This is a genomic window from Bradyrhizobium sp. SMVTL-02 (assembly GCF_051853005.1).
Lineage (GTDB): Bacteria > Pseudomonadota > Alphaproteobacteria > Rhizobiales > Xanthobacteraceae > Bradyrhizobium.
Genome location: NZ_CP182469.1, coordinates 2447673 through 2468198 on the forward strand (window position 1 = coordinate 2447673; position 20526 = coordinate 2468198).

At 64.4% G+C, this 20526-nt stretch carries 18 protein-coding genes and 2 pseudogenes; 8 read left to right on the forward strand and 12 right to left on the reverse strand.

The annotated features are described in order from the left end of the window. Positions 1-56 precede the first annotated feature (56 nt). The gene (gene glgA / locus ACNJYB_RS11450; protein ID WP_439374051.1) at positions 57-1472 is read right to left on the reverse strand and encodes a glycogen synthase GlgA; all 1416 of its coding nucleotides are present in this window, start codon (positions 1470-1472) and stop codon (positions 57-59) included. 196 nt (positions 1473-1668) lie between these two features. Here glgA and ACNJYB_RS11455 point away from each other — a divergent pair, with 196 nt between their 5' ends. The 4 genes from ACNJYB_RS11455 to ACNJYB_RS11470 all read left to right on the forward strand — a co-directional run bounded on the left by ACNJYB_RS11455 (position 1669) and on the right by ACNJYB_RS11470 (position 5753). Next, positions 1669-2865, forward strand: coding sequence for a CaiB/BaiF CoA transferase family protein (locus ACNJYB_RS11455; RefSeq protein ID WP_439374052.1), 1197 nt, complete (start codon positions 1669-1671; stop codon positions 2863-2865). Between the two features lie 147 nt (positions 2866-3012). Next, a complete protein-coding gene (locus ACNJYB_RS11460; protein WP_439374053.1) occupies positions 3013-4080 on the forward strand; it encodes an alcohol dehydrogenase in 1068 nt (355 codons plus the stop codon). Between the two features lie 165 nt (positions 4081-4245). Then, positions 4246-5325: an isocitrate/isopropylmalate dehydrogenase family protein gene (locus ACNJYB_RS11465; RefSeq protein WP_439374054.1), complete on the forward strand. Its 1080-nt coding sequence runs from the start codon at positions 4246-4248 to the stop codon at positions 5323-5325. 11 nt (positions 5326-5336) lie between these two features. Then, positions 5337-5753: an ASCH domain-containing protein gene (locus ACNJYB_RS11470; RefSeq protein WP_439374055.1), complete on the forward strand. Its 417-nt coding sequence runs from the start codon at positions 5337-5339 to the stop codon at positions 5751-5753. Between the two features lie 118 nt (positions 5754-5871). Here the strand turns inward: ACNJYB_RS11470 and ACNJYB_RS11475 are convergent, their stop codons facing one another. The 5 genes from ACNJYB_RS11475 to ACNJYB_RS11495 form a co-directional block, all read right to left on the reverse strand. Continuing rightward, the gene (locus ACNJYB_RS11475) at positions 5872-6153 is read right to left on the reverse strand and encodes a hypothetical protein (protein WP_439374056.1); all 282 of its coding nucleotides are present in this window, start codon (positions 6151-6153) and stop codon (positions 5872-5874) included. 103 nt (positions 6154-6256) lie between these two features. Further along, complete coding sequence (locus ACNJYB_RS11480; protein ID WP_439374057.1) at positions 6257-7072, reverse strand: enoyl-CoA hydratase; 816 nt, start codon at positions 7070-7072, stop codon at positions 6257-6259. A gap of 121 nt (positions 7073-7193) precedes the next feature. Continuing rightward, positions 7194-8543 (reverse strand): L,D-transpeptidase family protein, encoded by a 1350-nt coding sequence (locus ACNJYB_RS11485; RefSeq protein ID WP_439374058.1) that lies wholly within the window; start codon positions 8541-8543, stop codon positions 7194-7196. Between the two features lie 400 nt (positions 8544-8943). After that, the gene (locus ACNJYB_RS11490) at positions 8944-9315 is read right to left on the reverse strand and encodes a helix-turn-helix domain-containing protein (RefSeq protein ID WP_020608151.1); all 372 of its coding nucleotides are present in this window, start codon (positions 9313-9315) and stop codon (positions 8944-8946) included. A 17-nt stretch (positions 9316-9332) separates the two neighbouring features. After that, entirely contained in the window at positions 9333-10391 is a 1059-nt protein-coding gene (locus tag ACNJYB_RS11495) for a LysR family transcriptional regulator (RefSeq protein WP_439374059.1), read from the reverse strand. Between the two features lie 485 nt (positions 10392-10876). On the opposite strand from ACNJYB_RS11495, the gene ACNJYB_RS11500 reads away from it, so the two are divergent. Together ACNJYB_RS11500 and ACNJYB_RS11505 are read left to right on the forward strand one after the other, a co-directional pair. Then, a complete protein-coding gene (locus tag ACNJYB_RS11500) occupies positions 10877-11143 on the forward strand; it encodes a hypothetical protein (protein ID WP_439374060.1) in 267 nt (88 codons plus the stop codon). A 203-nt stretch (positions 11144-11346) separates the two neighbouring features. Next, positions 11347-12078 carry a cytochrome c biogenesis CcdA family protein gene (locus tag ACNJYB_RS11505; RefSeq protein WP_439374061.1) on the forward strand — a complete coding sequence of 244 codons (732 nt, stop codon included), beginning with the start codon at positions 11347-11349 and terminating at the stop codon, positions 12076-12078. Positions 12079-12105: 27 nt separating this feature from the next. On the opposite strand, the gene ACNJYB_RS11510 is transcribed toward ACNJYB_RS11505, so the two are convergent. The 5 genes and pseudogenes from ACNJYB_RS11510 to ACNJYB_RS11530 form a co-directional block, all read right to left on the reverse strand. Next, entirely contained in the window at positions 12106-12762 is a 657-nt protein-coding gene (locus ACNJYB_RS11510) for an HAD family hydrolase (protein ID WP_439374062.1), read from the reverse strand. A gap of 229 nt (positions 12763-12991) precedes the next feature. Continuing rightward, positions 12992-13909 (reverse strand): MBL fold metallo-hydrolase, encoded by a 918-nt coding sequence (locus ACNJYB_RS11515; protein WP_439374063.1) that lies wholly within the window; start codon positions 13907-13909, stop codon positions 12992-12994. Between the two features lie 92 nt (positions 13910-14001). Then, positions 14002-14238 (reverse strand): annotated as a pseudogene (locus tag ACNJYB_RS11520) (NAD(P)/FAD-dependent oxidoreductase); the annotation flags it as partial. 824 nt (positions 14239-15062) lie between these two features. Continuing rightward, the gene (locus ACNJYB_RS11525) at positions 15063-16571 is read right to left on the reverse strand and encodes a sensor histidine kinase (RefSeq protein WP_439374064.1); all 1509 of its coding nucleotides are present in this window, start codon (positions 16569-16571) and stop codon (positions 15063-15065) included. Between the two features lie 291 nt (positions 16572-16862). Further along, on the reverse strand, positions 16863-17201 hold the full coding sequence (locus ACNJYB_RS11530) for a DUF1236 domain-containing protein (protein ID WP_439374065.1): 339 nt from the start codon (positions 17199-17201) through the stop codon (positions 16863-16865). 137 nt (positions 17202-17338) lie between these two features. Here ACNJYB_RS11530 and ACNJYB_RS11535 point away from each other — a divergent pair, with 137 nt between their 5' ends. Next, on the forward strand, positions 17339-17572 hold the full coding sequence (locus tag ACNJYB_RS11535) for a hypothetical protein (protein ID WP_439374066.1): 234 nt from the start codon (positions 17339-17341) through the stop codon (positions 17570-17572). A gap of 148 nt (positions 17573-17720) precedes the next feature. Here ACNJYB_RS11535 and ACNJYB_RS11540 read toward each other — a convergent pair whose 3' ends face one another. Then, positions 17721-18995, reverse strand: coding sequence for a serine hydrolase domain-containing protein (locus ACNJYB_RS11540; RefSeq protein WP_439374067.1), 1275 nt, complete (start codon positions 18993-18995; stop codon positions 17721-17723). 163 nt (positions 18996-19158) lie between these two features. Here ACNJYB_RS11540 and ACNJYB_RS11545 point away from each other — a divergent pair. Then, a pseudogene (locus tag ACNJYB_RS11545) lies at positions 19159-20075 on the forward strand (intradiol ring-cleavage dioxygenase). Positions 20076-20526 lie beyond the last annotated feature (451 nt).

Sequence of the window (20526 nt, forward strand, 5' to 3'; positions counted from 1 at the left end):
ATTCTGGATTGCTTCGCTGCGCTCGCAATGAAGGAGTGCGCGGAAACGGCTCAGCCTCACACCGACGCCAGCTTCCTATACAGCGCGCTGTAGCTGCCGGCCGAGATGCGCCAGGAGAACGATCGTCCCATGGCGCTGCGGCGCATGGTGTCGAGCTGGTCGTGGGCCATGAAGGCCGCGAAGGCCCGTCGCACGCCGCCGAGGAAGGATTCATGTGACGGTTTCGAGAACAGGAAGCCGGTCTCGCCGTCGCTGATGGTTTCGGCAAGGCCGCCGGTCTGGTGACCGATCGGCAACGAGCCGAAGCGCTGTGCGTACATCTGGCTGAGGCCGCAGGGCTCGAACCGCGATGGCATCAAGGTGAAGTCGCTGCCGGCAAAGATGCGCCGCGCCTGGGCGTCGTTGAAGCCGATCGCGACCCCGATGGCGTCGGGACGGCGGCGGTGGGCGTTGATCAGTGCCTGCTCGAGCGCCGGCTCGCCGGAGCCCGTGACCACGATCTGCCCGCCGGCATCGATGATCTCGTCGGCCGCAGCCAGCACGAGGTCGATGCCCTTCTGGTGCACGAGGCGGGCGACGATGCCGAACATCGGTCCGCGCGATACCGCAAGCCCGAACTGCTTGCGCACGTAATCCGCATTGGCCTTCTTGCCGACCCAGTCGCCGGCGCCGAACTGCTGGGCGAGCTGTGCGCAATAGCGCGGGTCCCAGCTCTCGTCGATGCCGTTGAGGATGCCGGTGAGTTCGGCCGCGTCCGAGCGCAGGCGGAGCAGGCCTTCCAGCCCGCAGCCGAATTCGGCCGTGGTGATCTCCCGCGCATAGGTGCCGCTGACGGTGGTAAGGTGCGAAGCGTAGACGAGGCCCGCCTTGAGGAAGGAGACCTGATCGTAGAACTCGACGCCGTCGATGTGGAAGGAGCTCTCCGGTGCGCCGATCCGTCGCAGCGACTCCTTCGGGAAGAGGCCCTGATAGGCGAGGTTGTGAATGGTCAGGATCGACGGCAGCCTCGCGCCGCGCCAGGCGAGATAGGCTGGCACGAGCGAGGCCTGCCAGTCGTTGGCATGGACCAGGTCCGCTGCCCAATTCTTGTCCAGCTTGCCCATGGCCAGCTCAGCGGCTGCCGAGGCGAAGCGCGCGAAGCGGATGTCGTTGTCGGGCCAGTCGTGCCCGGCCTCATCGCCATAGGGATTGCCGGGCCGATCATAGAGCTGCGAGCACAGCAGCACATAGACCGGCAGGCCGTCCTTGGTCGCGGCACGGCCGAGCGAGCAGGCCGGCAGCTCCGCGAACGCCGGGCAGCGGCCGACGATCTGGATGTGCGTGAGTTGCTCGATGATGTCGCGATAGCCGGGCAGCATGATCCGGATATCGGCGAAGGGGCGCAGCGCCCGGGGCAGGGCAGCGGAAACGGCTCCAAGTCCGCCGACGCGGACGAAGTCGTCCATCTCTGTCGTAACGAACAAGACCCTCAAGAACTGCTGCCCTCATCCGATCCCGTTTGCTGCTATGCAAGAACGGGTCCAGTTGCCCCGGAAATTCTCAAGTCCGCCGCAAGACGCGTCTGTTCGGTAAAGACTTTCCTACTCGGCCGCCGCCCTCTAGGGTCGCCGCACCAACAAGAGAGAACATCCATGGTTCCTGAGGGGGCCCCAGGGAGACGCGGCACGCATGCAGCTACAAGATCAGCGTAAGGGGACGACGACAAAGGCTTTCGCGGGCCTGCGGGTCCTGGATTTTTCGACAACGATCGCCGGTCCGCACTGCGCGCGCATGCTAGCCGACATGGGCGCCGAGGTCATCAAGATCGAGACCTATGGCGGGGAGACGATGCGGACCCGGCCGCCCCTGCGCAAGGGCTGCAGCACCGCGTTCGGCCAGCTCAATGTCGGCAAGAAGAGCCTGGTGCTCGATCTCAAATCCGAGGACGGCAGGGACGCCGTCTACCGGCTGGCCGCGACCGCCGACATCCTGGTCGAGAACTTCCGCCCCGGCGTGATGCACCGGCTACGGCTCGACTATGACAGGCTGCGTGCGGTCAACCCGAGGCTGATCTACTGCTCGATCTCCGGCTATGGCCAGACCGGCCCCTCGGCGGAGCTGCCGGCCTATGCGCCGGTGATCCACGCCGCGTCGGGCTACGACATGGCGCATCTCGCCTATCAGCCGGGCCGTCACAGGCCCGACTATTGCGGTATCTATCACGCCGACGTCGTCACCGGCACCTACGGTTTTGGCGCGATCGCGTCCGCGCTCTATCAACGCACCGTGACCGGGCTCGGCCAGCACATTGACGTCTCCATGCTGGAATCGATGCTGTCCTTGACTCTGACCGAGTTGCAGAGCTCGCAATTCGAGGTGGCGCCGCCGCCGCGCCCGATGTTCGGGCCGACCGAGACGGCAAGCGGCTATGTGATGATCACGGTCGCGAGCGAGAAGACATTCCAGGCCCTGATGGGAGTGATCGGCCGCCCCGAATGGGTCTCCGATCCACGCTTCGCCAGCTACGCCCCGCGCCGCGAGAACTGGGCGGCGCTGATGGACGGCGTCGAGGTCTGGTCGCGGCAGCTTTCGACCGATGCATGCCTGCTCGCGCTTGGCGCGGCCGGCGTCCCGGCCTCCGCTTATCGCACCGTGTCGGAGGCGTTGGCCGATCCGCAGCTTGCCCATCGCCAGGCGCTCTCGGAAGTGCGGGACGAGGGCGGCTCGTTCCAGGTGCTCAACCTGCCATTCCGGATGTCGGGGGCCGACACGACGCCGGCCAAGACGGTGTCCGCGCTTGGCGCGCACACTGATGCATTGCGACATGAGATCGGCCTTGCGAGCGGTGCGCTAATTCCGTCAGGCAAAACGGCCGAGACAGGCTGAACGGCTTCGTGCCGCAAGCAATGCGGCCTTGCACGCCGTCGGGTTGCTATTCTCGATCGCCGTAAACTAGACAGGAGCGAATTTGTCTCGTCTCGCCGGTCATGGCATGGTGAGGGCGAGAACGACAAGGATGCCGGGAGGATTCCGATGAAGAGTTTCAAGGTTGCCGATTTCAAGGCGCCGCTGCAGGAGTTCGACGAGGCGACGCCGCGGCCCTCGGGCACGCAGGTGCTGATCAAGGTGAAGGCCGCCGGCGTCTGCCACAGCGACCTCCACATCTGGGAAGGTGGCTACGATCTCGGCCACGGCCGCAAGCCCCTGTCGCTGAAGGATCGCGGCATCAACCTGCCGCTGACGATGGGGCACGAGACCGTCGGCGAAGTGCTGGCCTTCGGCCCCGATGTGAAGCCGACCGACCAGGGCGATCTCAAGCTCGGCGATGTCGGCCTGGTCTATCCTTGGATCGGCTGCGGCAAGTGCGCCACGTGTCTCGGCGGTGACGAGAACATGTGCCTGACGCCGCGCTCGCTCGGCGTTTATTGCGACGGCGGCTACTCCGACCACATGCTGGTGCCGCATCCGCGCTATCTGCTCAACCTCAAGGGGCTCGATCCCGCGACGACCGCGCCCTATGCCTGCTCGGGCGTCACCACCTACAGCGCGCTGAAGAAGGTCGAGCAGCATTTCGACACGCCGATCGTGATGTTCGGCGCCGGCGGCCTCGGCCTGATGGCGCTGTCGCTGCTGAAGGCGATGGGCGGCAAGGGCGCGATCATGGTCGATATCGACGCCAGGAAGCGCGAAGCCGCCGAGAAGGCCGGTGCGCTCTCGACCGTCGATCCCAGGGCGCCGGATGCGCTGGAGCAGCTTGCGAAGAAGGCGGGCGGGCCGATCCGCGCCGTGATCGACCTCGTCGGCAACTCCGCCACGACCCAGCTCGGCTTCGACTGCCTGACCAAGGGCGGCAAGCTCGTCATCGTCGGCCTGTTCGGCGGCGGCGCGACCTGGGCGCTGCCGCTGATTCCGATCAAGGCGGTGACGATCCAGGGCAGCTATGTCGGAAACCTGCGCGAAACGCAGGAACTGCTCGATCTCGTCCGCACCAAGAAGGTGCCGCCGATCCCGGTGACGACGGCCCCGCTCGCCAAGGCCAACGACGCGCTGGTGCAATTGCAGCAGGGCGCGGTGGTCGGCCGCACGGTGCTGACGCCGTAGTCACAAGTCTGTCCACCGTCATTGCGAGCGCAGCGAAGCAATCCAGAAATCCCTCCGCGGAAACAGTCGGGATTGCTTCGTCGCACCAGCGCAAAATCGCTACGCAATTTTGTCGCGGGCTCCTCGCAATGACGAGATTACTCCGACCATCGCGCAGGAACCCCCATGTCCGCAAACAACGCCTTCCACATTGCCGTGCTCGCCGGAGACGGCATTGGTCCCGAAGTCATGGCGCCGGCGCTCGAGGTGCTGCGCAAGGTCGGCGAGAAATCCGGTCTCGGCTTCCGCTTCACCGAGGCGCCGGCCGGCGCGAACAATTATCTGGCCACCGGCAAGTCGATGCCGGACAGCACGATCAAGCTGTGCGACGAGGCCGATGCGATCCTGCTCGGTGCCTGCGGCCTGCCGTCGGTGCGCTATCCTGATAACACCGAGATCGCGCCGCAGATCGAGCTGCGCTTCATCTTCGATCTCTATGCCGGCGTGCGCCCGGCGCGCCTCATCCCCGGCGTGCCGAGCCCGATCGTCGGCGCGGACAGGCGCGGCATCGATCTCGTCGTGATCCGCGAATCCACCGAGGGCCTGTTCGCCTCGATGGGCAAGGGCGTCGTCACTCACGAGGATGCGCGCGAGACCATGGTGATCACGCGAAAGACCTCCGAGCGCCTGTTCGAGTTCTCGTTCCGCCTCGCGGAACGGCGCAAAGCGCGCGGCAAGCCCGGGATGCTCACCTGCGTCGACAAGGCGAACGTGTTCAAGGCGTTCGCGTTCTTCCGTAGCATCTTCGACGAGATCGAGAAGAAGCATCCCGACGTGAAGACCGACCGGCTCTATGTCGATGCCTGCTCGGCGATGCTGGTCAAGCGTCCCTGGGATTTCGACGTGATGGTGATGGAGAACATGTTCGGCGACATCGTTTCCGACATCACGGCGAGCCTGATCGGCGGTCTCGGCATGGCCCCGTCCGCCGACATCGGTGACAAATACGCCGTGTTCCAGCCTTGCCACGGCACGGCGCCCGACATCATGGGGCAGGGCAAAGCCAACCCCACCGGCATGATCCTGTCGGCCGCGATGATGCTGGACTGGCTCGCCGAGAAGCATGGCGTGGAGAGTGCGGCGGAAGCTGGCGAGACCATCGAGCGTGCCGTGGACCGTGTCTATGCCGGCGGCATCAAGCCGATGGAATTTGGCGGCAGCAACGGCACCGCCGACATCACGAAAGCAGTGATCGCCGCACTCTGAAAAGGAAGCGGATGAGCAGGCAGGTCCCCGAACGCTATCAACACCTCCGGACGTTTGCTTTCGGCGACAGTCCTGGGCTCGCAGACGAATTGCTCGATCTCGTCGTCAGGGGCATCAAGACCGCAACTTGCAGCACGGAAGACGAGCCGAACACGTCTACGCCCGGCGAGCGCTGGGTCGTGCTCGATGGACGGGGAGAGCCGCGCTGCGTCATCGAAAGCACCGAGATCACATATCGGCGCTTCCATGACGTCGACTGCGCGTTTGCCTATGACGAGGGCGAAGGCGACCGAAGCCTGGCCTATTGGCGCAGCGCTCATCGCGCCTATTTCGGCCGGCTCGGACGATTCAGCGAACACATGATGCTCATGTGCGAGCGCTTTCGCCTGATCGAGGTGTTTGGGGCGCGGCCGCCAACGGAACCATAGCTGACTTTAACTCGGCGATGATCCCTTCCTCGTTTCCAGAAGCACGTGCTGGCTATCCGGACCGAGCGCTGGTCGGCTGATCAAACGCCTCCGACGAAAGGGGGCCTTGCGGCCCCCTTCACCAGCGGTGCCAGTGGCGGTGGCCCCAGCCCCACGGGCGCGGTCCGTAGAACCGGCGCGGGCCGCCATAGTAGCCGTAGGCGCCGTAGTAGTTCGGGCGCCAGAAGCAACGGCCCCAGGGGTTACAGACCCAACGCACCTGGTCGAGGTCGGCGGCCGGGCCTTTTGCCATCTGGTCCGCCTGTGGAATGCCGTTCGGCATTGCCGCAAGGGCCGGTCCCGAAGCGACCGCCATACCGCCCATGGCAGCCAGACCAAGAACAGCAAGTTTGAGTTTCATCGCAATCTCCCTCGTTGGTAGCCGGAGAACTTGCGACAGATCAATTGGTTGCTCCCGCAGCGCAGGCGGGAGAGGAATTTAATCTTCCTGAATGCGGGTTCATTCACCGCCCCTGAAACTTCGGCTTGCGCTTCTCCATGAAGGCCTGACGGCCCTCGCGGAAATCCGCCGAATCCATGCATGCGGTGCCGATCGCCTTGATCGCGTCCATGTTGCGCGCGCCCTCGTCCTTCAAGACCTGCGCGATGGTGATCTTGGCCGCCTTGATCGCGAGCGGGGCGTTCTGCGAGATCGTCTCGGCGATCGCCATGGTCTCGCCCCAGAGTTCGCCCTCCGGGAACACGCGCTCGACGAGGCCGATGCGCAGCGCCTCGGCGGAATCGATGCGCATGCCCGCGTACATCAGAAGCCGCGCCCAGGACGGGCCGACCAGCGACACCAATTGCTTCAACCCGTCATAGCCATAGGCGATGCCGAGCCTCGCCGCAGGAATGCCGAACTGGCTGTCCCGCGAGGCGATGCGGATGTCGGCGAGCATCGCGACCTGCATGCCGCCGCCGAGGCAAAAACCCTGGATGCAGGCGATGGTCGGCTTCGGATAGTCGGCAAGCAGCGCGCGCTGGGCGACGCTGCGCCTGGCGTATTCCTCGGACGCGGCGGCGTTGTGACGGGTTTTCTCGAACTGGCTGATGTCGGCCCCTGAGACGAAGGCCTTGCCGCCGGCACCGCGCAGGATCACGACGCGCACTGCGTCGTCGTCGCGCAAGGCCGTCAACGCCTCGCCAAATCCCTGCCACATCTCCAGCGACATCGCGTTGCGCTTGTCGGGATTGTTGAAGGTGATCACGCCGACGCCATCGGTGGCGTGCTGCAGGATCTTGCCGTCGGCATATGACTTTTCGTCGGAAATCTCGGGCATCGCGGCGCTCGCGTGTTGTTGGCGAGGCGCAATGTGCGGCCGGGCCGAGGCCGGGGTCAACCGCGGCCAGGCGAGGGGCTTCGCACCCGCCTGTGCCGCAATTGCATGGGCCGAGAAGCGCCTACTGCGTCACATGCATGTGCGCGGTCAGCGGATGGTCGGCCGCCTTACCGAAGAACGCCGCCTCTTCGGCGGTCGCCTCCAGCAGCTGCTCGTCCTGATTATAGACGTCGTTGCGGAACTGGATGGTCTGGTCCTTGGTCATCCACGCCGTGAGATAGATCCAGGCCACCGGCACCTTCTTCGCCATGGCGACCTCCAGGTGCTGGCCGCTGGCGATTTCCGCGTCGATCGCGGCGCGGCTCCATTTCGGCTGATCCTTGAGCAGCCAGGCGGCGAGATCGCGCACATTGTCGACGCGCGAGCAGCCGTGGGAATCGAAGCGGTAGTCGTCGCTGAACAAATTGCGCTGGTTGGTGTCATGCATGTAGACCGAATAGGAATTCGGCATGTCGATCTTGACCGCGCCGAGCGCGTTGAAGGTGCCGTTTTGCTGGCGCACCGTGAAGTTCGGCGTGTGCGTGCCGGACCAGTCGACCGAATGCGGATCGATCGGATTGTCGTGGGCGTCGAGCACCTCCATGTGCATGCGCGACAGATAGGTCGGATCTTTCCGCATATGCGCGGATATCTCGGTCCTGGCGATCGAGGCCGGCACCGTCCAGGTCGGGTTGAGGACAACGCTGGTGATCTGGGCCGTGAGCGTCGGCGAGGGCTTTTCGGTCTTGCCGACGATGACGCGATAGCGCCGCACCACGACGTCGTTCTCGACCGCTTCGGCAAAGGCGGCGGGGATGTTGACCACGACATAGCGCTCGCCGAAGCCGAAATTCAAGTTCTCGAGCCGTTCGAGCGAGGCCTCGAGCTGGCGGATGCGCTTCTGCACGGAGACGTTCATCGCCGCGAGCGTGCGCGGCGTCACCGTGCCGGTGGGCGCGAGGCCGTGACGTGCCTGGAAGCGCTTCACCGCGTCGACGAGATCCTGGTCGAAGGCGCCGGTGGTTTTGTCGGCGGACAGATCGCCGGAGAGGATCAATCGCTCGCGCAGGAGATCGTCGCTGGTGCCCTGGACGCCGAGTGCGAATTTGGCATCCGCAGGGATCGTCGGCCAGCCGCCGCGCACGGCGAGTGCGGAATAGCTGAACGCGGCCTCCTTGATGCGCTGGGCGGAGCCTTCGTCAAAGGTCGGCTCGTGCGTCAACGCGAGCGCCGCGGCCGAGCGGCTTTCCGGCGTCGAGGCGGGCGTCGTTGCGGCTTTCGGCGCAGCTGCGTGGGCCGGATTGGCCGCGGCCGACACTGTCCCGGCCGTCGCCGGCTTGGGGGTGGCCTGTCCGACGGTCTCGGTTTGTGCCAGCGCAGAAGCGCTGGCGAGCACGCCGACGGCGATGATCATCGCATGGCATTTCGACATGTGTTTCATCTTCCCCAAGAGAGCGAGGCCGGGACGGGCGCTCGCATGGGCAATTTTCGGCCGCCGCGCTGCGTACGCCGATTCGCGAATCGACGGAAAATTAGGGCACCGGTGTTGAGGTCCCATTAAGCGCGGCAGTCGAAAGCTCCGCGCGTCCGCCCGCGGCGTCTCTCGATTGGGTCGCGGCAAGGGCGGATTCGGTTCGCGAAAACCGCGATGGGGGAGGGGAAAAGGCAGAAAAAGGGGCGGCCAGGCCGCCCTGAAATACGAAGGCCGCGCGCGGATGGCGCACGCCGAACCCGGTTCAGAAGATCTGATCCAGCCGATCTCGTCAATCCGGCCGCGCCCCCGCGACGCGGCGGATTGAACGTTGGCCGTCAAGGCCAGACCGTCGATCGGCTCAGCTTTCGTTGGCCGCGATCGATTCCATCAGCGAGACGAGCTGACGCTGTACCGTCTGGTCCTTGATCTTGCTGTAGGCGCGCAGCAGGCGGAGGCTGAAAGCCGAATCGAGGAAGAGCAGGCTTTCGACTTCGCGTGCCTTGTTGTCGCCGTCATAGAAGAACGTCACGGGCACGTCGAGGGCGGAGGCGATCTGCTGCAGGCGGGCCGCACCGACGCGATTGACGCCCTTCTCGTACTTCTGGACCTGCTGGAAGCTCACGCCGAGCTTTTCGCCGAGCTCGGCCTGCGAGATCTTCATCTCGACGCGCCGCAGACGGATCCGCTTGCCAAGCTCGATGTCCGGCTTGCCGGCACTGCGCTGCTTCATTCTTTTCGCCGCTGTTTTCATAGTCGTTTCTCACGTTCTTCGGTTGAAAATCCCCCGAAGAGCTGGGTCAGGGGTTCGCCCATGTACGAGTCCTTGAATTCATGCGGGTGCACGAACTCTTCCTTAAACCACGGGAAGCGAGCCGGATCGAAAGCCTCGATCAGCCAGTCAATCATGTGCCGAACGCGCGGGATGCGGCCGCTACCGGGATGGTAGGACAACCAGATATCCAACGGCCGGTTCAATTCGACCTCCAGTGGAATCAGCTTCCCGCCAAGCGCAATGGCGTAACTCGGGAATACGCCGATTCCGGCGCCATTCGCGACCGCCCAGTAATTGGCGCTTGAGACGTTCGTCTTCATGACCAGAAGATCACGTTCCTGAACGCCCGGGAAGAAGCTCTCAAAAGTCTCCTTGGCCGCGAGTTGGTCGGCGAATTGGAGCACCAGGCGATGCTTGATCAATTCATGGGCCGAGCGCGGCGTGCCGTATTTCTCGAGGTACTTCTCCGAAGCCCAGAACATCAGATGCATGCGGCCGAGCCGCACCAGCTTGACGTCGAGCGCAGAAGGCCGCGACAGGTGGATGGCGACGTCGGCCTCGTGGCGCGAGACGTCGGCCGAGCGCATCGCGCAATGCAAGTCGACCAGGATCTTCGGATAGGTCTGCTGGAATTCGACCAGGCGCGGAGCGAGCCAGAACGTGCCGAGACCCTCGGTGACGGCGACGCGGACCTCGCCGGACAGGACGTTGCCGGTCGAATCGCTGGTGCGCAACACGTCGAATGCGGCTGCTTCCATCCGCTCGACGGCGGAGACGACGAGCGCGCCCTCGTCGGTCAGATGAGTGCCGTGGACGTCGCGGGTGAACAGAGTGGTGCCGGTCTGGCGCTCGAAATCGTCAATGCGGCGCCGGACAGCGTTGATCGACAAGGACAGCCGTTCGGCCGCCGAGCGGAAACTTCGGCAGCGGACGACTTCCAGGAAGATGCGCGCCGCGTCCCAATCGGAGAGGCCGCTGAGATTTGTTTTTGGGCGTTCCTCTGGAGGAACGCCCCTTTCCGCCAAGGAGTGCATACAAGTCCCTTCAGGCGGCTAAACTGGCAGAATCTGGCGCAAACCACAACCACGGCGGGTTGCGGGGGTGACGAGTTTTGAACGCCATCCTTACTGCCGCGCGGTTGGTATCATGGTGCGGCCAAGGGCTGGGAATCAGGCAGACGATCGCCTGAATTGAGGGGTGTCGCGTGAGTTCCGTTGCGAGCCTTCAGATGGCTGCGGGATTGTCGGCGCTGTCCGCAATGGACATCCTTGTGCTAGCGGCACTTCCAACTCCGTGCATGGATCAATCCCAACGCAACAGGCGTTCTCTCCTTGGCTCTCTCGACGATGGCCAACGTTGCGGCGGGCCGATGTGCGCCGGAACCGCCGAATCAGCGCAGAAACACATTGAAATCATGTTCAGAGGCGTCGCGCCCTCGTGTTATCCTTGGTCTCCCATGGGGGCCAAAGGGGTCGTCGCAAATACGTCTCGCAGGCCGAATTAACGGAAAGAACGCCCGGTGTCGCATTCAGACGAACAGTTGCAGTCGGTGCTGGAAACGCTCGAGGAGTGCCGCAGGGCGCTCAGCGAGATGAACAGTCGCGAGTCGGCCGAGCTGCTGTCGATTGTCATCCTCGACGTGCGGATGAAACTCAAAGGAATTGACAGCGCCGATCTCAAGGCGCTGTGCGACGAAATGCTGCGGAACGCCGGAAGCGAACCGCCGCCCCGTTCCAAGCAGACGCAGGACCAGCCCCGGCGTCCGCTGCTCCGCGTGGTGAAGTAGCCAAGCCGCCTGGTCTCGCTTTTTGGCGAGGTTTGTGTGCGTCCCGATGCCGCATCTGTGATCACGGACGGCATCGGGAGGAGCCCTGGTTTTGTGCGCCCGTGTTGCGCATTTCCCGGCATCGGCTACACCAGAGCCGGCGCTCCGGGCCGCGTGCGTTTCCTGCGCGCCGCACGGGGGCCTGGGATGGCTCCGACTGCATCATGCAAAATGTTTCGATCCCGGCGGCGCTGATTGCCGGCCTCGTCAGCTTCCTCTCCCCTTGCGTCCTGCCACTGGTTCCGCCGTACCTGATCTATCTCACGGGCGCGACGATCGAGCATGTCGAGAGCGAGGAGCCGGCCTCGGCCTCCAAGCGCGCGATCATGATGTCGGCGCTGCTGTTCGTGCTCGGCTTCTCCACAGTGTTCGTGGCGCTCGGCGCCAGCGCCTCGCTGATCGGCGGGCTGATCCGGGCCTGGTCGGCCGAGCTGTCGATCCTCGCCGGCATCGTCATCATCATCATGGGCCTGCACTTCCTCGGGCTGACGCGCATCGGCCTGTTGATGCGCGAGGGCCGGCTGCCGATCCCAAGACCCGTCGGCCTCTGGGGTGCCTACATCATGGGTCTCGCCTTCGCCTTCGGCTGGACGCCCTGCATCGGCCCGATCCTGGCGGCGATCCTCTCGATCGCCGCGGCCGAAGCCACGGTGACGAAGGGCGCGGGCCTGCTCGCGGTCTATTCGGCGGGCCTCGGCATTCCCTTCCTGATCGCCGCGCTGATGATCGAGCAGTTCTCCACGCTGTTCGCGCGCATGAAGGGTCAGCTCGTCAACGTCGAGCGCGCCATGGGCGTGTTGATGGTGATCACGGGCATCGGCTTTCTCACCGGCGCGGTCTCCAATGTGAGCATCTGGCTGCTCGAGACGTTCCCGGCGCTGCAGACGATCGGGTAGGTCGTGTGCCATGGCGGAGTGCCGCGATCATTCCATGCGTAGCAAAGCCGGCAGGTCGCTCATTCGATGAAAGAGGTCGTCACAGGCCTCCGACAATTCTCGCTCAGCTCCGATATCCCCTCCGGTAAAACCGAGGACTTTCATTCCTGCGGCCTTTGCCGCGCGAACTCCGGACAACGAGTCCTCAACAACGATGCAACGTGAGGGGTGAACGCTCAACGTTTGTGCGGCATGCAGGAACAGGCCGGGGTCCGGCTTCCACGAACCAACCTCATACGCACTGAAGATGCGTCCTTCGAAATGCTCCAGCAGTTTGGTCAATCCGAGGGCATGCGTCAGCTTCGACATGGGGCCGTTGGATGCTACGCAAACCGGAACGTCGATTTCGGCCAATGCCGCATGGATTCCATCGACGGGCTTCAGTTCGGCATCAAACGCCAGCGCGGTTGCTCGCCGAACGTCGTCGATGAAACTGTCCCGGACGCTGCGGCCTAGCCGGTGCTCGATTTCACGCACGCAATCGGCCATCTTGACCCCGCGGAAAGAACGGATGGCGTCTTTGACGCTGATCGATATCCCTTCCTGGGATGCCGTTTGAACCAGCACGGTCAGTGCAATGATCTCGCTATCGACCAGGACGCCGTCCGAATCGAAAATGACAAGTTCGGGATTTGCAGAGGTCATTCCTGCGAGGCTCCAAGCACATCGTTCAACGGAATGTCTCGCTATATCCGGGACGATGGACGGAGGCCATACTGGCCGTCTGGAATTGTCGCAGGCGGGATCGTGAGGGCCCGAGGCGGGTCCTCGCATGTGCCGCGGATGCCGAGCGCATCACTGGTGATTTGAACCAGGGCGCGGACTCACGAAGGTCATGAGCACGCGCCCCGGTTTGGCCTCGCCTGATACGCCGTCAGTAATCCCAGAACACCGGCACCCAGCGGAACGCCTCGCCATCAATCGCCACGCGGCCCACTGACGGGAACGGCAAATGCGTGGCCACCAGCATCTCGCCGGTCTCGGCGAGCTCGCGCAGCAGACGGATACGAACGCGCGCTGCCTCCTGGGGGTCGTGCTCGAAGCCGTTGTGCCAGTCGGGCTGTTCGAACCCGACCGCAAACACGGCATCGCCCGCGAAGGTCAGTGCGTCGCCGCCGGACGCCACGCGAACCACGCTGTGTCCGGGGGTGTGACCGCCGGTGCGACGAGCGATGACGCCGGGCGCGATCTCCTGCGTCTCATCGAACGTCCGCAACTGGCTGCCGTACTCCTTCACGAACCGCTTGGCGGTGGCCCGAAGCGCGTCCGGGAATCCCTGCGGCATGTTGGTGTGGGAGAAATCGGGCGCCTCCCAGAACCTGACCTCGGCGGCCGCCACGTGGATGCGCAGGTCCTTGCGCAGCCGCTGCTTCACGCCGTCGACGAGCAGCCCGCCGACGTGGTCCATGTGCAAATGGGTCAGCACCAGATCGGTCACGGCCGAAAGATCGATGCCGGCGGCCTCCAGGCGCCTGATCAACTGCCCGGCCCGCGGCAGCTGCAAGTCCGGGTCGGAGCCCAGGCCCGCGTCGATCAGGATGGTCTTGTCGCCGCTGCGCACCATGACCGCGTTCAACGCCCAGTCGAAAGCGTCCTGCGGCAGGAACATGTCGTGCAGCCAGGCCGCCCGCTCGGCGGGGCTGGCGTTGTGCGCCAGCATCGTGGTCGGCAGCGGCAGCACGCCGTCGCTGACCACCAGCACGTCGATATCGCCGATCTTCAGCGCGTAGCGCGACGGCACCAGCTCTTCGGGACCCGATGCCTGGGGATATGAGGTGTTGTGCAGGTTCATATGTGTGGCTCCTGTCTCATGGACGGCTTCTGGCTGGTCCTGGTTGAACGGGCCACGCAGCCAGGACGCGTGGCCGTCATCGCTTCGCCCGTCTAGAGATCGGTCACACCCTCCGGATCGGCTGAGGCTGGCGCGGCGGCGCGCTCGGGCTTCGGCGGGTAGATCCAGATGGTGTTGATCTCCCGCTTCGGCTTCTTGGCGACGTCGCCGACCATCTCGACCTTGCGTTCCCAGCCGCGCGTGAACAGCGCGCCGGCTTCGCCGAGGTCGAGACAGGCCTTCTGGTGGTAGGGCCTGGTCGGAACGCCCAGCAGCTCCGCGGCCGCGTTCAGTCGCATGTGATTCACTCCTGAGTTCGGTTTCGGGACAGAAGTGCGTCGTCGCCGCCGCTCAAAATCGGCGGAGCCTGCTGCGGGCGGCGATGACGCCAAGTGGTGAAACGGTGGACGCTGCGGCCTTACGGGGCAGTGCAGGCTGGCAGCGACGACAGCAGCGCGGGGCTTCCACAGGCGGCCCGGCAGCTTCTCGGGCTTGATGCCCAGCCGCGCAGCGCCACCGGCACGGCAGCTTTCCTCGGCCAATCATCATTGATCAGGATTGACGTTAGCGGAGTGGCGCCCAGTGCCGGTGTCTCCTCGGCGGTCGGTGAGGTGAGACGCACGGTGAGTGAGAACCCGTACAGGAGCGCCGTTGCGATGGCTTTGCGGCGTGGAGCAATTGCAAGGCATTTCCAGTCCATTGTTGTCTCCGTCGGCATGGTCCGTTCCTGCGATATCTAGCGAACCGGATGTTCGACTGCCCCAGCGCGATTGCCGTCCCTGTCGCGGGATTGCTGCTAACGCGTCCGTCTGAGCCAATCGCTCGGCGTTTCGCCCGTCAGCTTCTTTGGCGAGGGATTGCTCATGGGTGCGGTGCTCCCGATCATTGTGCGGCTCCTCCTGATCGTCTCAGGCTGCACATCAGCCGTCCGTATTTGCACGGGTCGGCGCGTGTTCTATGGGCGTGACGGCACAGCGTCTTTCCTGAAGCGGCCATGCTTTGCCCGATCCTGCTCCGGGCGGGTGCGCGTTATCGCAAACGCACGCCGGGCCGCGCCGAGCTGTCGCGGCGTTGAACGCGCGAGAGACGGTTAGATGCCGTCGATGGTCCCTGTTCAGCGTGTCTCGTCCAGCGTGCAAGTCACCGTGCAGACGACGCCGCGCGGCAGGAAGTCGACGGTTGCCTCGCCGCCGAGCTGGTCGCGGGCGCTGCGCTCGATCAGGCGCGAGCCGAAACCGCGCCGCACCGGCGCGGTTACCGGCGGTCCGCCCATCTCGGTCCAGATCAGGCGCAACCGCGGCTTCGGCGTCTCGGCGATGATCTCCCAGTCGAGCGTCACCCGGCCGGTCTCGTTCGACAGCGCGCCGTATTTCGCCGCATTGGTGGCGATCTCGTGCACGATCATCGACAGCACCACGGCGAGTCGCGGCGACAGCGGCACGGCGGGGCCGGCCATGCGGATGCGGTCGGGACTGTTCAGCAGGAACGGCTGAAGCGCACGGGCGATGACGTCCCTCAGCTCCGAGCCCGCCCATTTCTCCTGGCTGAGCAGATTATGCGCCTCCGCCAGCGCGCCGAGCCGACCCTCGAACTTGGCCCGCTCGTCACGGCTTGCGCTGCGGAAGGTCTGCACCGCGATTGCCTGCATCAGGGCCAGCGTGTTCTTGACGCGGTGGTTGAGCTCCTCGATCAGGAGATCGTGCAGCATCTCGCCGCGCGCGATCGCGGTTGCCATCCGGACCGCGAAGGTGAGGCCGATCAGCAGCAGGATGCCGCCGATCAGGCCGGTGATCGCGATGTTGCGCCAGAGCGGGGCGATCAATGAGCTCTCGGGGACGCCCGCCGCCACCGTCCAGCCGGTGAGCCGGGATCGCGTGTAGGCGGAGGCGAGCGCAACGCCGTCGAGCGAGACCGACGACAGCGTTGCCTCGGGCGCGCGAAACATTTCCGCGTATAGCGAAGGCGATGCGCGCTTGCCGAAGGTCTCGCCGGGATTTGGCACGCGGGCGAATACCGTGCCTGAGGTGTCGAGCAGGGACACCGTCCATTGCTGGTCCGGCCGCTGCTTCTCGATCAGCTCCTGGAAGACGCCGATCGGCGGGCTGAAGCTGAGGGCGTAGATCACCTCGCCATTCCGAAGCACTGGCACCTCGACGGTCAATACCTGCCGTCCATTGATCGCGCCCGTGAACAGATCGGAATATTGCGGCGTCCCGGTCGCGAACACCTTCTCGACGATCTCCAGATTGCCATGCAGCGGCAGGCTCGCAGTATTCTCCGAGGTGCTGGAGAACAACAGCCTGCCCTTGCGGTCGGAGATCAGCAACAGGCCGTCCTTCCCGTACTGATTGAGGAAGCCGAGCGCGATGCGACGGAAGTTCGGGAAGTCGTCGTTGCTCAGTGAGTTCGTCAGCGCCAGCACCTGCAAACTGCCGGTCATGCGCTGCACCTCCGAATCCAGCACGAGGCGCATGCTGCGCACGTTCTCCAGCACGCGGCGCGCCGCGTCGCTGCGGTCCTGCTTGTAATGGTAGAAGGCAATGCCGACCGCGAAGACGATCATCGGCAGCGTCGTTCCCGCGACCAGGAGAGCGAGCCGGACCGGCAGGGTGAGCTTTGACAAACGCGCTTGTCCCGCTTCCGGCGCGGCGGCGCCGGCTTATGATTTTGGCGAGAACCATACGGGCAGGACTGGCACGGCGCCATGGTTTTCGCATGCGACGAGCGGTCCAGAAGGATTTTGCAGCGCGCGCGCCGATCTCCGCGCCTCAGCTCATGCTGATTGCGGTCAGCAACAGACACACGGCGTAGATGGCCGCCAGAATGACCCCGGCGATCCCCGCCTCTCGATGCGGTTTCATGCGATCAATTCCGGCAGGCGACCGCCTGCGCGGCGGCCGCTCGCCCGTCAAGATCAATCGATTTCCTGAACGACCGTCCGTGTGCCCGGATCCACCAGCATCACGCGTTCGCCGGAATAGACGTAGCGATATTTGGTGAGGGACGCGCCCCAATCGGCCGGAACCGCTTCGAGCTCGACGTCGCTCGGCACCTTTGCGCCGACGATGATCTTCTCCTTCGTCGTGACCGGACGCACCCGGTGCTCGGTGACGTAGGATTTGATTCTGGTGCGATATTCCGGCTCGATCTGAACGACCGCGTGACCGGTTCCGGTCGTGGTCACGGTGGATTGCGCGAATGCGCCGGTCGAGATCAGAACGGCCGCCGCGGTTAGCAGGAACAGTCTCTTCATGTTCTCCTCCTCGTTGAATAAGCGCCGCAACAACCTTTCGCCGCGCGCGACGTTCCCCGAGGATAGGAACAAATTACCATTTATTCCCGTTGATGGGCCGACCGGGCCGAGGTCCGGCAACTGGAGGAGGAGACGAGATGAAACTGAAGATTGCGACTGCAGCGCTGATGGTTGCTGCGTTTTCCCTGCCGGCGTTCGCGGCCGACGAGTTCTACGTGGTCCAGGATGTCAAGACCAAGAAGTGCACCATCGTGGACAAGAAGCCGACCGACGCCTCCATGACGGTCGTCAGCCCGTCGGGCACGGTCTACAAGACGCGCACAGAGGCTGAGACCGGCATGAAGAGCGTCAAGATCTGCACATCCAATTAAGGAGCATGTGATGCCAGTGTTCATTCTCTGGGCCGTACCGGCGATCATCGTGATCGGCGGCGGCGTCTATCTGATTGGTCACATGCACTAGCGGAACAGCAATGGGCCCCGCGATGTCGTGGAGCCCCTTGCAGCAAATGTCATAAATTTAAAGATTGCTCTCGGTGATCGCGGCATAGACCATGCTGCGCAGCTCGCGGCGGAGCGGATAGGCGCTCGACGGCAGGACCTGCGTCATGAAGATCGTGATCAGCTCCTCTGCCGGATCGATCCAGAACGAGGTCGTCGCCGCGCCGCCCCAATTGTATTCGCCGGGGCTGCCGGCGATCAGCGTCTCGGCCGGGCGCATGGTCACGGCGAAGCCGAGGCCGAAGCCGATGCCGTTATAGGTCGCTTCCGAGAACAGCGAGCGCGACACCTCCGGCAGCGCACGGCCGCCGGGAATGTGGTTGGTCGTCATCAGCGCCAGCGTCTTCGGTCCGATCAGCCTGACGCCGCCGAGCTCGCCGCCGTTGAGCAGCGCGCGGCAGAAGGTGAGATAGTCGGCAGCCGTCGAGCACAATCCGCCGCCGCCGGAGATGAAGGAGGGCGGTGACAGGAACGAGCTCGTCGTCGGGTCGTCCTGGAGCGTCAGCCCCTCGCGGCGCTGGCCGGCGTGGAAGGTCATGCCGCCGCCCGGGTCGGCCGAATAGCAGGCCGCGAAGCGGTGCGCCTTCGAGGCTGGGACGTGGAAATCGGTGTCGCTCATGCCGAGCGGATCGAGAACGCGTGTCTTGAGGAACTGCTCGAACGGCACCCCTGAGATCTTGCCGATGAGGTAGCCGATCACGTCGGTCGCCACCGAATAGTTCCAGGACTCGCCCGGCGAGAATTCCAGCGGGATTTTCGCCAGCCCCTCGATCATGGTCTGCAGCGTGCCCGACTTCTCGACCTCGCCGAGCTTCTCGGCGCGATAGGCCGCATCGACGTTGGAGCGCTGCTGGAAGCCGTAGGTGAGGCCGGAGGTGTGGCGCAAGAGGTCGACGATCAGCATCGGCCGCGACGGCGGCCGGGTCAGGAACGCCGGCGCGGTGCCGGCGACGAACACGCCGAGATCCTTCCATTCCGGAATGTATTTGGCGACGGGCTCGTCGATCGCGACGAGGCCTTCCTCGACCAGCATCATGAAGGCGACGCTGGTGAGCGGCTTGGTCATGGAATAGATGCGGTAGATGGTGTCGTCCTTCACCGGCACCTTGCGTTCGATATCCGCAAGGCCCTGCACGGAGCTGTGGGCGATCTTGCCGCGGCGATAGACCAGGAGCTGCGTGCCCGGGAAACGGCCGGCATCGATGTATCGCTTCTTCAGATGCGCATCGACGCGGTCGAGCGCGGCCTTGGACATGCCGACGGATTCGGGCGAGGCGGGGGTGGGGGCGAGCATCAGTTCCTCCGGGCAGTTTCTAGGGGACCGTGATAGCCAAATGGCGGGCCCATTCCAAGCCGGTCGCGCTTAACGCGGGGCCGCCGACTGGTGTAGGCTCCAGCCTGGAACACCTCCAGACAGCCCGCTTGGGCCAACGAAAAAACGCGAGGGCAAGCGCACCATGACCCAGTTCAACGAGACCGATCTCACCGAAGCCGTCGTCAAGAGCTTCGAGCAGACGCCTGATACGCGGGCGAAATTCCTGCTCCAGGAATTGGTGAAGTCGCTGCACGATTACGTGAGCAAGACCGGTCTCACCTTCGAGGAATGGGAATACGCCATCGATTTCCTGACCCGGACCGGGCAGAAGTGCACCGACACCCGCCAGGAATTCATCCTGCTGTCCGACGTGCTCGGCGTCTCCATGCTGGTCGACGCCGTCAATCACCGGGATCGCGAGGGCGCTACCCAGACCACGGTGCTCGGGCCGTTCTATGTCGGCGAGCACAAGGTGACCGCGCACGGCACCGACATCTCGCCGAACAATCAGACCGGCGAGCGGATGTTCGTGCAGAGCCGCGTCACCGACCTCAAGGGCAAGCCGCTTGCGAACGTCCCCGTCGACGTCTGGCATGCCGACGACGACGGCTTCTATGATTCACAGAAGGCGAATTATGACGAGGTCGGCGCCTCCGCGCGGGCGCGCTTCATCACCGATGATGATGGCCGCTTCTTCTTCCGCACCATTTTGCCGTGCAGCTATCCGATCCCGACCGATGGTCCCGTCGGCGAGATGATCCTGCAGACCAATCGTCATCCGATGCGCCCCGCACATGTGCACTTCCTGGTCAATGCCAAGGGCTACGAGCCGCTCATCACTCACGTCTTCATGGACGGCGACAAATATCTCGATTCCGACGTGGTGTTCGGTGTGAAGGACGACCTCGTCGCCAAGGTCGAGCCGCGCAACGATCCCATGATGCCGATGGTACCAAGGCGAACGGGCGCTGGCACCTGATGAGCTACGAATTCCACCTCAAGCCTGGCGGCGGCGTGGCGCCGAAGCCGCTGGGGACGAAGGCCGCGGAGCCGGCGTGATCCGGCTATCGTAACCGGGCTGCGAAGCATTGAGCTTCCTGATGCAGCCGCCAGAGGCTGCAACGATGCGGCACGGCGCAGGGCAGGCCGGCTTCGGTCCGGCTTTGGCCCGCCTTGCCGCCTGGTGCTTGGGCGTCTGCACAACGTTTGTGCGGCGCACAAGCATTGAGCAAATCGCAAATTTCGCGTGCGGAGCCGCCTGCGACAGTCTGGCGCGTCATATATAAGTAGCTGATTTATATTTATTTTTTGTTGTTGCGTGCTTGGCATGAAGCTTGAATAGTTCCATGCCGACGCCATTGAAGCCGTCCCGCGAGACTTCTCATCCGATTTGCCGACGCCACCCGAACGGGGGTCTCCCCGTCGCGCGTTCGCATGCGCCCTTTTCTGGCGTCACGGACGGACGGGCTGCTCGTGCGCACTGACGCAATCATTCCGCAACGAGGCAAAG

Coding starts and splice junctions, on each gene's coding strand:
- ACNJYB_RS11465 (WP_439374054.1), top strand. CDS start 4,246: ATGTCCGCAAACAACGCCTTCCACATTGCCGTGCTCGCCGGAGACGGC.
- ACNJYB_RS11540 (WP_439374067.1), bottom strand. CDS start 18,995: ATGCTCGCCCCCACCCCCGCCTCGCCCGAATCCGTCGGCATGTCCAAG.
- ACNJYB_RS11510 (WP_439374062.1), bottom strand. CDS start 12,762: ATGACCTCTGCAAATCCCGAACTTGTCATTTTCGATTCGGACGGCGTC.
- ACNJYB_RS11475 (WP_439374056.1), bottom strand. CDS start 6,153: ATGAAACTCAAACTTGCTGTTCTTGGTCTGGCTGCCATGGGCGGTATG.
- ACNJYB_RS11495 (WP_439374059.1), bottom strand. CDS start 10,391: ATGCACTCCTTGGCGGAAAGGGGCGTTCCTCCAGAGGAACGCCCAAAA.
- ACNJYB_RS11535 (WP_439374066.1), top strand. CDS start 17,339: ATGAAACTGAAGATTGCGACTGCAGCGCTGATGGTTGCTGCGTTTTCC.
- ACNJYB_RS11505 (WP_439374061.1), top strand. CDS start 11,347: ATGCAAAATGTTTCGATCCCGGCGGCGCTGATTGCCGGCCTCGTCAGC.
- ACNJYB_RS11455 (WP_439374052.1), top strand. CDS start 1,669: ATGCAGCTACAAGATCAGCGTAAGGGGACGACGACAAAGGCTTTCGCG.
- ACNJYB_RS11470 (WP_439374055.1), top strand. CDS start 5,337: ATGAGCAGGCAGGTCCCCGAACGCTATCAACACCTCCGGACGTTTGCT.
- ACNJYB_RS11490 (WP_020608151.1), bottom strand. CDS start 9,315: ATGAAGCAGCGCAGTGCCGGCAAGCCGGACATCGAGCTTGGCAAGCGG.
- ACNJYB_RS11515 (WP_439374063.1), bottom strand. CDS start 13,909: ATGAACCTGCACAACACCTCATATCCCCAGGCATCGGGTCCCGAAGAG.
- ACNJYB_RS11460 (WP_439374053.1), top strand. CDS start 3,013: ATGAAGAGTTTCAAGGTTGCCGATTTCAAGGCGCCGCTGCAGGAGTTC.
- ACNJYB_RS11485 (WP_439374058.1), bottom strand. CDS start 8,543: ATGTCGAAATGCCATGCGATGATCATCGCCGTCGGCGTGCTCGCCAGC.
- ACNJYB_RS11530 (WP_439374065.1), bottom strand. CDS start 17,201: ATGAAGAGACTGTTCCTGCTAACCGCGGCGGCCGTTCTGATCTCGACC.
- ACNJYB_RS11480 (WP_439374057.1), bottom strand. CDS start 7,072: ATGCCCGAGATTTCCGACGAAAAGTCATATGCCGACGGCAAGATCCTG.